Consider the following 12,221-nt stretch of genomic DNA (forward strand, 5'->3'; position numbering starts at 1 on the left):
TAAGAAAAGCCGTTGATCCTTTTGTGATCAGCGGCTTTTTTCTAATGATTTAATCCAACAATTCGAAAGCAAATTTGGTCCATGGTTTCAAATATTCCAACAAAGGCAACTCCTCTTTTGGGATAGCACCGACTTTGTTTTTTCGGGCGTCTTGGTGAGGGGTCAAAACGATCTGCAATTCGTTTTTGTACTGACCAAAGGTATCATTGCCGATAACGATGTCCCCATAAGCAAACGGTTCATGGTTTGTATGAGGGAGGTTTTCGATGGGACGGTATTTCACCCGTGATTGTGTGGACCGAGCGACTAACGCATTACTGTCACCGCGACGAAAATGATTGGTTTCAGCTAATATCCTCCGTTCGATTTCGCTGGCTTCTGCTTCTACGGAAACGCCAAAGGTCAGTTTGTAGCGATCGATCGTTGCCAGAGCTTTCAGTTCTGCATCCGACGCATAGGCATTGCCAATAATCACCGTATCGATCAACCCAGAAGCAAAAAGCAGCTTTCCTTGTAGCGCCAATGGTAAATCGCGACAAGATTCTAAGGTTGGCAGGCCATCATTGACTTCCCAAGGGCCAATTTTGGCTGATTGGCTAGTGATGAAGGCGGCTGTTTTCAACCCATATTTTTTAAAACGTTGACTGCAGTTGCGGAAAAAAGCCTCCGTTAAGCCTGTGCCTCGTTGGGGGTAAAAATTGTGGCAGCCATATAAAAAAGGTTCATTGGCTTGATAAGAAAGGATATTTTCTAAATAGTTCACATCATTACTCATATTCAATTCAATCGCCAAGCCGAATGGATTGAAGGTCAGTTGGGCTTCTTTGCTGCCATCAAACCCTTGATCCAAGCGGATACCGTCCGCACCTAATTCTGCAAAGAAGCTTAGATCGTCATAAGAGATCGCCAGATCACTAAAAACAGCTGGGGAAATATCTAAAATCGTTTCAAACCCAAGGTTCTTGGCAAACCCGATAATCGAAGAGAATTTTTTTCTGACGGTCTCTTTGCCTTCACTGACTTCTAGCATACTCATAAATAAGCGAGAGTAACCAAGGGCAGCAGCTTTTTTTAAATAGTCTTGATCCAGTAAAGGATCGCTATGGTCGGGGTAAATCGAAAGGCCAATTTCTCGTTTCAATGGTTTTCCCTCTTTCTAAAAAAATCGTACGAAGCACCTCTTAGTATCGAAAAATGCTGCTGAGGAGCGCTTCTTCCGATTGTCTTGATGGGTGCTTCGTCCGACCTTTATCAACAAATTATTGTGTGACTGGTTGATTTTCTTTTTCCAATTCGTTTTTGTCATAGATTTTTACGAATGGGTAATAGATCAGAATCGATAAAAGAATCAAAAGAACATTCAGCACGATCGCACGCCAATCGCCGCCAGTCGCTAAGAAAGCACCAATTGGTCCAGGCAATGTCCAAGGGGCATTGACCGTGACGGCATTGACTAAACCTGCTGAGGTGGCGACCCATGCAATGACACCATTGATTAAAGGCGCAATGATGAATGGTGGGATCAAGATTGGATTCAAGACGATCGGTGTACCGAAAATCAGTGGTTCGTTGATGTTGAAAATAGCTGGAATTAAGGCTGTTTTTCCTAGTTTTGAACCGAATTCCGATTTTGTGCGAAAAGCTAACAAAATAGCCAAACCAATCGTTGAACCAGCCCCACCAATCCAGATGAACCATTGATAAAATGGTTCGGCTGCAATATTGGGAATCATATCTCCCGATGCAAGCGCTGTTGTATTTCCTTCTAACAACTGTAACCATAATGGACGAGCCAGTGAACCAACGATAGAAGCACCATGGATCCCGAATGACCAGAAGAAGGTCGTCAAGAAGGTGATCAAAAGCACACTTGGCAAGGTATCTGCGGCACTGACTAAAGGATCGACGACTTTTGCCACGATCGTGTGCCAGTCAAAACCGATATAGTAAGTGATCGCGCCCATTCCTAAAATGATCACTAAAGTGGGAGTCAAGGCTTCAAAAGAGCGAGCGACTGCAGGTGGGACTTGTTCTGGCATCGTGATTTTAAATTTCGATTTGTCCGTTAACCGATAGATTTCAACGGCAAGAATCGAGGTGATGATCGCCACGAACATACCAGCACTCCCTAAATTGGCCATTGGCAAGACAAAACCGACCGTTCCAGCTGCATCCAACGCTTCTGCTGGGATATTGACCGGGGTGAAGGTCAGTAAGAAGGCGGTCGTTGCTAAGATCCCGCCTGAAAGACCATCAAGCTTATAAGAGCGAGAAAGACTGTATCCGATCCCGAATGCAGCATACAAGCTCATAATGTACATCGTCATTCGATAAGGCAATAAGATGGTTGTGGCATTGCTAGACAAGAATTGATAGATGCCCCAACTTTGAGGCAGCGGTGGAAAGGCTAAAATCATAAAGAACGAACTGACGATAATCAATGGCAATGTTGAAACGATCCCGTCACGAACCGCTCGCAAATGACGCTGGCTGCCAAGTTTTTCCATCGGTCCTGCCAGATGGCGTTCGATAAACTGAGTGAATTTATCTAACATGGTTTATCCTCCTAAGATGTTTTACATTTTTGTTTCCCATGGATTCGGAATGATTTTTCCTAAAATCACGCCTTGGGCTGCCCCGGTTGCTGCAGGGGCATTGTTGACACGGCTGTGAAGGGTTTCATTTCCTAAGATGGCGAAAGCCACCGCTTCTTTGGCATCGTTCGAACCGCCAATGTCATCTTGTGTTACAACGGCTACTGTTTCGGGTAAATAGCCTTTGATCATCTCAATCAGCAGATGGTTATGGGCGCCACCACCTGAAAGAATCACTTCAATATCATTTGTTCCCAACTGAGGGAAAATGAACCTTTGGTAACTGTCAGCAATGGAAAATGCGGTGAAATCGGTTAAAGTCCTCACCAAGTCTTCCGATGCTACTTGGGGATATTCGGTCATTAGCTGCTGCACAAAATGTTTGCCAAATTGTTCACGTCCAGTGCTTTTCGGCGGTTGCTGGGACAAATAAAAATGAGTTCTTAATTCCTTTTGCAAGGTGGGTATAATTGCTCCCGCTCGGGCTGTTTCACCAAACGCATCATAAGGCTGACCGAATAGCTGAACCATTAGTTCATCGATGACCATGTTTCCTGGACCTGTATCAAAAGCATATAATTCGCTTAAGCCACCATTTTTAGGCAGAACCGTAACGTTGCCGATGCCGCCAATATTTTGCAATAAGCGATTTTTATCGTCTGATTGATAAAGCAGATAGTCCGTATAAGGTACAAGGGGCGCTCCTTGCCCGCCAGCAGCCATATCCATCACTCGGAAATCGGCGACGACTTTCGTTTGTAAGCCATAAGCAATAATCGAAGGTTCGCCAATTTGCAAGGTGCTGTTTTTCGCTGGATCAGCATCGGGGGAGTGCCAGATCGTTTGTCCGTGGCTGGCAACAAAATCAATGCTTTTTTCTTCAATACCGGCTTTTTGGCAGAGGATTTGACACGCTTTCAAAAATTGATACCCTAATTCAGTGTTTAATTGGCAGATGAGGGGAACATTTGATTCCACCGGATCACAAGCAGTTTTTATTCGTTCCTTCAATTCTTCACCAATGGGCAGTGTGAGCATTTCCATCAGCTGGACGTCAGTTTCGGTACCGCAGCCGTTGATTTTTACTAAAGCAGCGTCGATTCCATCCAAACTGGTTCCTGACATGAGTCCTATTGCAAGCATATCGTTTCTCCTTTCTTTTAGAATAGTGATGAAAGCGATTGTTGAATTCGATTTCACACTCATTGTAAATGAAGTGTAATTATATTTCAAGATATAAATTTATAATTGAAAAAACATTTCAACATAATGATGTTAGGTGTTCGCTATTTTTATCAAAAATGGGTGGTAAATGAAATTTCGGTGGAAGAGAGATGTCTAACGATCAGGGAAAGTGGTATAATGATTGGAAGGATATTTTTTAAGAAGGTGAAGAAATGCGCTTTATACATACAGCTGATTGGCACATCGGAAAAAAACTACATGGCTATGATCTGCTGGAAGACCAACGAGCAATCATTGATCAAATCATAGCGCTAGCAAGAGCAGAAAAGGTCGATGCCATCGTCATTGCGGGGGACCTTTATGATCGTTCGGTTCCTGCTGTTGATGCAGTCAAATTACTAAATGAAAAAATCGCTGAAATCAATTTAACGAATGAACTGCCATTATTGGCTATCTCAGGAAATCATGATAGTCCAACTCGTTTAGAAACCGGCAGTCAGTGGTTTCAACAAACACGCTTTTACCTGTCCACCAGCATCGAACAAAGTTTGCACCCGGTTGAGTTTGACGATACACAATTCTTTTTACTACCGTATTTCGAACCCATCGAGGCCCGCTTGTTTTTTGATGAACCATTAATGAAGATTTCTGATAGTGTCCAAAGAGTCATTGAGGAGATGACCAAGAACTTTGACTCGTCCAAAAAGCAAGTGCTAGTGACCCATTTTTTTGTGGCGGGTTCTAGCCAAACAGATTCAGAAACAAAAATTCAAGTTGGCGGATTGGACAGCGTACCGACCACCGCTTTTGCGCCTTTTGATCGGGTTGTTTTAGGCCATTTACATGCCAATACGGCTCTCAAACACCCAAAGATCGGGTACAGCGGCTCACCACTGAAATTTTCCCTTTCTGAACGGACGAACCAAAAAGGGATCTATCTTATTGATACCGTAAAAGATACCAATGAATTTATTCCACTGACACCAAAAAGGGATATCCAGCAGCTGACGGCGTCCTTTGAGGAGTTGATCGATCCGGTTTTTTACCGTGATCTGGATCGTGAGGCGTTTTGGCATTTTCTGCTGACGGATCGTGCTGTGATTCCAAATATGATGAATCAGTTGCGAAAAATCTATCCATTTATTTTGTCTGTCGAACGGTTGAATGGACGAGAACAGACGAAAAAAAGACAGCTAACGACACGAGAAACCGACCCGCAGACCTTGATCAGTCATTTTTTTCAAGAAATGACGGGAGATTCATTGCTCGATTCACAAACCAAATGGATCGAACAAGGATTAAATGAAGCATTTGTCGTGGAAAAGAGGGAATAGTCATGCAACCGAAGTCTTTACAAATGAAAAATTTTGGTCCATTCATTGATGAAAAATTGGATTTTAGTCAGCTGCAAGCTGGCGGGTTGTTTTTGATCAGCGGTAAAACTGGTGCAGGAAAAACGACGATTTTCGATGGAATGACGTTTGCCTTGTTCGGTGAAACATCGGGGAATCTGCGCTCAGGCAAAGAAATGCGATCGATGTTTGCTTCACCAACCGAAGAGACCAGCGTCACGTTTACTTTTGAACATCAGCGTTTTACCTACCAGATCCAACGGAAACCGGAACAGACGTTAGCAAAAAAACGTGGTGACGGTGTCACTAACCAAACGGCAAAAGTTCAATTGACGATTTTTGACGCCGATGGCAAAGAGAAAAAGCAGATCAGTAAACGGACAGAAGTTGATGCGTTTATCAAGGATCTGCTGCAGCTGGATGCAAAACAGTTTTTTCAAATCATGATGTTGCCGCAAGGAGAATTTCGTAATTTTCTGATTGCCAGTAGTAACGAGAAAGAACGGGTTTTACGAAATCTATTTGGTACAGAAATGTACCAGCAATTTAATGAATGGCTAAAAGAGCAAGTCAAAGCACAAAGTAGAAAGCTTGAACATCAGCAACTAGTCGCTTCGCAGATCATGGAGCGTTTTGAATGGGAAGAAGTGCAAGAAGTTTTAACGGTTGCGGAATGTCTGACTTTATGGGCGCAAGATTTAGAGAAACAACAGATTCAACTTCAAAAGTTATTGCAGAGAAAAGACCAGGCAACGCAAGAAATGAAAGCTGCGCAAGATGCCTTTTACCGTGCAAAAGAAATCGAAAATGCTCGGATCGAATGGCAAGAACTACAAGAAAAAGCACAACTGTTGAATGCCCAAAAAAACGAGATCGATCAAAAAAAAGCACGATTGACTCAACTTGTGTGGGCGCTTGAACATCAAGAAATCATGCAGCAAAAAGAAGAACGCGTAAATGAAGCGCAGCAAGCAGCACAGCAAATCGACGAAACGAAGCAGCTGTTGCAAGATGTTCAGCGGCAACAAGTAAGCTGGCAAGAACAAAGACCGTTGATCGAAGAGACTAAGAAAAAGCATGAAGCTGCCAATCAAAGAAGCCAACAGATCCAGCAGCAGATTCCATTGGCGCAACGCACAGAAAAGCAGCGAGAAGAAGTGGCACAGCAGGAAAAAGCAGCACAGCAGCAAACGAGCAAATTGACCAAAATTACTCAAGTGCTTGCTAACACCAAAACACAAGAGCAGCAACTGGTAGAAAAAATTGAAACGTTAAGAACATTTCAAACAGAAGCATTAAAACTAGCTGAAACACAATTGCTAATTGAAAAATGGCAGCAAGCAAAGGCACTGGTTCGTGAAGCAGAGCAAAAAACAGGGGAACAACAACAAATTCATTCGGATTTGGTCCTTGAAAAACAGCAACTAGAAACATCTTTGCTAGAGCTGCAAAAAACGCTAAAACAAGAAACCAGTCAAAATGCTCGGATGCAAATTGCGCGGCTTCGTCTTTTATTGGAAGAAAATGAACCTTGTCCCGTGTGTGGATCATTGGATCATCCGAATGCACAGGAGCATACGACCTATCCCATTGAGGACATTCTTGCGAGTGAGCAAAGACTTGAGCAAATGCAAGAAAAATTGACGATAGTCCAACAGCAGGTATCGGCAAATCAAACGCTTCAAGAACAAGCGTTATTGCGGATCAATGAATGGCAAGCGACAAGCGTTTCGGCGGAAAAGCAAGCGGCTGCTGCTTGGAACGACGTTCAGCAGGCATACGCTAGGTTACAGCCTTTCGAAACGCAAGAGAAGCTTACTGAAGAAACGATTGCACAGGAATTAAAAAAACGACAATCTATCAATCAGCAAAAAGCCTCCTCTTACGAAGCAGCGCAAAAAACATATCAGGCAGTAAAGGGGCAATTGACAAAGTTAGATGAATCCTATCAGCAAGTCAGTGAGCAAGCAAAAAAGGCCGAGGAAGCGCGCCAACTTGCGGCAGGAAAATTGGCCTCTTTGCAAGAACAACTTGGTGGTGCTACTTACCAACAACTACAAGCCGATTTAGCGTCAATTCATCTTTTACTAAGGGAATATACGCAACAAATCGAGGCGGATGCCCGGCAAGAAGCACAGATCAAAGAGCAGCAAGCGATCCTTTCAGAGAAGTTGAAGAATGTACAACAATTTTTCGAAGAAAAGCAAGCCGCCAAGGCGAAAGCAGAACAACGGCTGATGCAACGATTGCAAGAAGCAGCGATGACTGAAGAAGCAATGCGGGAATTGATTGCCCAAGCTCCTCAAACAACCCTTCTGACAGAAGAAATCAAAACCTATGAGCAAGAAACGGCGTTTGTTCAACAGCGTCTGATATTGCTAGATACCCAATTAAAAGAGCAGGCGACAATGGATTTAATCCAATTGGAAACGACCTACCTTCAGTTGCAGACTGTGATGGAGAAATTACAGCAAGAAACGGTTCGCAAACAGGAGAAGGTCAACAGCAATCAACGGTTATTTGACGAGTTGCAAGTCATTTATCAGAAAAATGTAGAAGAACTTGCCCAATTAGGCCAACTTCAACAGTTGGCAGAAACCATCAATGGCGAAAACACGAAGAAAACCAGCTTGGAACGGTATGTGTTGCAACAATTTTTGACGGAGATCTTAGAAGTCGCCAATGAACGCTTGTCCCGTTTGACCCGTGGCCGCTATCAATTTGAATTAGCGGATAAAGTTGGTAGCTATCGAAGCTCAACAGGCTTAGAAATTGACATCTATGACGATAATGCCGGTCAAGTCAGAAGAGCACATACACTGTCAGGCGGTGAAAGCTTTATTGCAGCCTTAGCGTTAGCAATCTCTTTAGCAGATGTGATCCAGCAACGAGCTGGCGGGATTGAGATCGAAGCACTTTTCATCGATGAAGGGTTTGGCTCGCTTGATGAAGAATCATTGGAAATGGCGATGGAAGCATTAGAAATGATCGAAAATGAAGGGCGCATGATTGGGATCATCAGTCATGTTCGAGAACTGCGGGCAAGGATCCTGCAGCAAGTTTTCGTAGAAACCAACGGCAGCGGGCAAAGCCGGATCCGAATAAAAGAATAAGGAGAGGAGGGCTCTTATGAAGTGGAGTATTCCAGAAAAAGTAATCGAGCGGGGGAGAACGTATCTTAATGAAGGCCGTGTCCTGTCTGTCACCCCGGATAAAGAAAAAAATGTGTGGCATGCAGAAGTACTCGGAACAGAATTGTATTTAGTTACTTTGGATGCTACTGCCAAAGAAGTGGATTATTGCCAATGTCCCTATTGGGAAGAACATCATTATTGCAAACATACGGTGGCCGTCGAACTCTATTTACGCCAACAAGGAAAAACACGAAAAATCAATGAACAAACCCCCATCAAAAAGGCCTTTTCTGCTTCAGAGATGTTTTCCAATGGTTTTGCTCGCTTAGACAGCGAAAAGGAAGCGAGTAAACCATTACAGATTGAATTTCGGGTAGATACGATTGCGACAAATCCTTATCACCAAGAGATGGATATTTTAGGGGTCTCTTTGAAGGTCGGGCATCGCGGCACGGCCAGGACCTATGTCGTCAAAAACATTTATAAATTTTTACAGATGTATCAAGAGAACAAGCAATATGCGGCCAATAAGCAACAGACCTTTTTGCTTTCTGCGGATGCCTTTGATGAGAAAAATCGAGCTTTATTGAATCGATTGACAGGAATCGCGCAAACCCAACAATTAATGGGGCAAGCGGGCATTCAAATCAATGGCAAACTTGATAAAAAATACTTGCTTCTGCCCGTTGAATTCGGCAAAGAACTGCTATTGCAATTCAATGATGTCTACACGCAAATCACCATTGGTGAAACCAAGGTCAGCCAAGTAGACTTCCAATCGGGGGAACCATTGACGTTTTCAGTTACAAAAGAAACGGATCATTTTCCGCTGCAGTTCGTAAAAGACTTCGACCATTTACTTAGTTATTATAACTGGGGGCTGTTGGACGGAACATTTTATGAATTGACTGTCGAGCAAAAGGAGATCTATGTCACGATGCAGCAGCTGTTTAAACGTTTTGAACAGCCAATCATTGATTATCCAAAAGAAGAGCTGGCGAATCTCTTTATGAAAGTTTTGCCTTATTTGCGAAAAATTGGGCGTGTCCAAGTGGCTCCTGAGGTTCAAAATGACATCGAAGAATCTGAATTGAAAGCAGTTTTCTCCTTGCGGAAAATCAAAGGTCAAGTAGATCTACAAGTTGATTTTACTTATGGAGAAGTCGTTTTTTCAAGTGATGAAAAACATCAATACATGCCAGAAAATCATCCAGAGATTTTACGTGATTTCCAACAAGAAGCACGGATCGAAGCCATTATTGAAACCTTTGGCTATCAAGCCAGCAGCAAAAATTGGCAAAAAAATCTACCACTAGGTGAGCAACTCTATACCTTTTTTACGAGAGAGATCCCGGTCTTGAGACAATTAGGGGAAGTGCGGATCGGCAAGAAGCTGCGGGAACTCTACCTTGATGCCCAGCATCATCGACCAGAAATCGTGATTGAAGAGAATGGTTCTTGGTTGGATATCAAGTTTGATGTTAGCGGCATTCAAGAATCAGAGATCAACGATGTTTTGCGGAGTCTGTTGCAATCTGCGCAATTTTATACCACAGAAAATGGTCAAGTTCTTTCGTTGGAGTCGGAAGAGTTTCAAGAAGCAAGTGCTGCCCTCAAAAAATTGCGGCTCTCGTTAGATACGAAAAACGGGGCAATCCAAGTCCCATTGAATCAAGGGCTATTACTGCAAGAACAGTTTGCCGATCAAGCGAGTTTTAGCACAGGCTTTCAGCAAATGACGAAAGATTTGATCCATCCAGAAAACTTTGAGGCACAGTTGCCAGACAACTTGCATGCTGAGTTGCGGCAGTACCAAGAAGTTGGCTTTCGTTGGCTAAAAATGTTGAGCCATTATCAATTTGGCGGCATTCTTGCTGATGAAATGGGGTTAGGGAAGACCGTCCAAACCATTAGCTATTTGCTTTCTGAGAAACAAGAGCATCAAAAATTGAATGCGTTGATTGTGGCGCCAGCCAGTCTAACATTCAACTGGCAGCAAGAAATCAAACGGTTCGCACCTTCAATTTCAGCGACTGTCATCAGTGGAACGAAAGAAGAGCGAGAAGCGCAGATGGCGCAATCAGCGGACGTCCGAATTACTTCGTATGCAAGCTTGCGTCAGGACATTGATGCCTATCAAGCACTAGAGCTATCGTGTTTGATTTTAGATGAAGCACAGATGGTCAAAAACAGCGCGACCAAAACGGCACAGGCATTGCGATCCTTGGAAGTTCCGCAGCGGTTCGCCCTCAGTGGCACACCGATCGAGAACAATTTAGAAGAATTGTGGTCCTTGTTCCAAATGATTATGCCAGGCTTTTTCCCCAACAAGCAGAAATTTAAGGAACTATCTACACAGGAAATTGCAAAAATGATCAAACCCTTCATTTTGCGAAGAGATAAAAAATCTGTGTTACATGATTTGCCGCAAAAGCTGGAAACAAATTATTACAGTGTCCTAACAGAGGAACAAAAGAAAATTTATTTGGCGTATTTGCGACAAATGCGAGAAGAAATCGCGCAAATGGATTCTACGTCTTTCCGCAAAAATCGGATCAGTATTTTGGCTGGCTTGACTCGTCTACGGCAAATCTGCTGTGACCCTCGATTATTCGTGGAGGACTACGAAGGGTCTTCTGGGAAACTTGAACAGGTCAAAGATTTACTCTTAGCAGCCAAAGAAAATGGCCGTCGTGTCCTGCTATTTTCTCAGTTCACCAGTATGCTTTCGATCATTGAAGAAGAATTAGCCCAGGAAGGGTTTGAATCCTTCTATTTGCGTGGCAGCACACCGCCGCAAGATCGTTTGACGATGGTCAATGCTTTTAATAGTGGCGAAAAAGATGTCTTCTTGATCTCATTAAAAGCAGGAGGAACTGGACTAAATCTGACTGGTGCAGATACAGTGATTTTATACGATTTATGGTGGAACCCGGCAGTGGAAGAACAAGCCGCTGGACGAGCCCATCGGATCGGTCAAAAAAATGTAGTCGAAGTCTGGCGAATGATCGCCGAAGGAACCATTGAAGAACGAATGGATGCATTGCAACAAGAAAAGCGTGAGCTTTTCCAAAAAGTGATTCAAGGCAATGAAACCCAGCTTCAACAAATGACCGAAGAAGATATTCGCTTAATTTTGAGTATCGGCGAAGAACATTAAGCATTCAAAAAAACATGGACCCGCTTGAAGCGAAGGTCCATGTTTTTTAGTTATAGGCGTATGCAGGAAGCTGCAAGAGGGCGTCAATACTTTCTTGGAGCTGCGAGAAAGCAGTGATCGACACATCGGGTAAATCTTCCAATCCATTAGGCGCCTGACGAAGACGATGATTGAACCACAAGGCTTGCCAACCGGCTTTTTTGCAGCCCACTACATCATTATCAAAGTTGTCACCTACGTACAGTGTTGTTTCTGGATCAAGAGCAAAGGCGGTTTCTGCCAATTGGAAAATTTCTAGTTCTGGTTTCTGATAACCGGTTGCTTGTGAAATGATCATATGCTCTGGTTTGATCCATCGAGTCAGTTGCAACTGATTCAACTTCTTTTGTTGGTGGTCGGTGGGACCGTTAGTAATAATTCCTAATTTGATTGGCAATTTGGACAAATAACTCAAGGTTGACTCAACTTCTGGATGTAGCGTGATAGCATCTAGTTCTTGTTCATAGCACAGCTGAAACTGGCAGCTTTCTTCCATAGTAATAGAGAAATAACCTAAGTCCGTTAGAGAATGAGTCAGCCGGTAATAACGAAAATGCTCCAGCGTCCATTCATTCGCCAATACCCTTCCAAACTGTTCATCGCTATGTACGCGAAAACGCAAATAAAGAGCGGTTAGGTCCTTGCGGGCAATTTGTGGAAAGCATGAGGTTATGGCATTACGAAATGGTTGTTGCTGGTCATATAAGGTATCATCGACATCAAAAAGAATACTAGTGATCAAAAGAGACACGCCTTT

The 12,221-nt window shown here is 43.3% G+C and carries 7 protein-coding genes; 3 read left to right on the forward strand and 4 right to left on the reverse strand.

Annotated elements, in window-relative coordinates; genetic code table 11:
• Window positions 1-49 precede the first annotated feature (49 nt).
• From IGK63_RS05945 to anmK, 3 genes are all read right to left on the reverse strand, one after another.
• Complete coding sequence (locus IGK63_RS05945; protein ID WP_016613241.1) at window positions 50-1,141, reverse strand: DUF871 domain-containing protein; 1,092 nt, start codon at window positions 1,139-1,141, stop codon at window positions 50-52.
• Between the two features lie 118 nt (window positions 1,142-1,259).
• Entirely contained in the window at window positions 1,260-2,555 is a 1,296-nt protein-coding gene (locus IGK63_RS05950) for a PTS sugar transporter subunit IIC (RefSeq protein ID WP_008379718.1), read from the reverse strand.
• A 21-nt stretch (window positions 2,556-2,576) separates the two neighbouring features.
• Window positions 2,577-3,737 (reverse strand): anhydro-N-acetylmuramic acid kinase AnmK, encoded by a 1,161-nt coding sequence (gene anmK, locus IGK63_RS05955; protein ID WP_034872212.1) that lies wholly within the window; start codon window positions 3,735-3,737, stop codon window positions 2,577-2,579.
• A gap of 254 nt (window positions 3,738-3,991) precedes the next feature.
• Between anmK and IGK63_RS05960 the strand changes: the two genes are divergently transcribed.
• From IGK63_RS05960 to IGK63_RS05970, 3 genes are read left to right on the forward strand one after another with little or no spacing between them, the layout of a single operon-like run.
• Window positions 3,992-5,113, forward strand: a complete 1,122-nt coding sequence (locus tag IGK63_RS05960) for an exonuclease SbcCD subunit D (RefSeq protein WP_005236763.1) — start codon at window positions 3,992-3,994, stop codon at window positions 5,111-5,113.
• A 2-nt stretch (window positions 5,114-5,115) separates the two neighbouring features.
• Window positions 5,116-8,244, forward strand: a complete 3,129-nt coding sequence (locus IGK63_RS05965) for an AAA family ATPase (RefSeq protein ID WP_016613243.1) — start codon at window positions 5,116-5,118, stop codon at window positions 8,242-8,244.
• 16 nt (window positions 8,245-8,260) lie between these two features.
• Window positions 8,261-11,425: a DEAD/DEAH box helicase gene (locus tag IGK63_RS05970; protein ID WP_016613244.1), complete on the forward strand. Its 3,165-nt coding sequence runs from the start codon at window positions 8,261-8,263 to the stop codon at window positions 11,423-11,425.
• A gap of 46 nt (window positions 11,426-11,471) precedes the next feature.
• Here the strand turns inward: IGK63_RS05970 and IGK63_RS05975 are convergent, their stop codons facing one another.
• The gene (locus IGK63_RS05975) at window positions 11,472-12,206 is read right to left on the reverse strand and encodes an HAD family hydrolase (protein WP_034872213.1); all 735 of its coding nucleotides are present in this window, start codon (window positions 12,204-12,206) and stop codon (window positions 11,472-11,474) included.
• Window positions 12,207-12,221 lie beyond the last annotated feature (15 nt).

The organism is Enterococcus sp. AZ040 (assembly GCF_050499185.1).
GTDB lineage: Bacteria > Bacillota > Bacilli > Lactobacillales > Enterococcaceae > Enterococcus_D > Enterococcus_D entomosocium.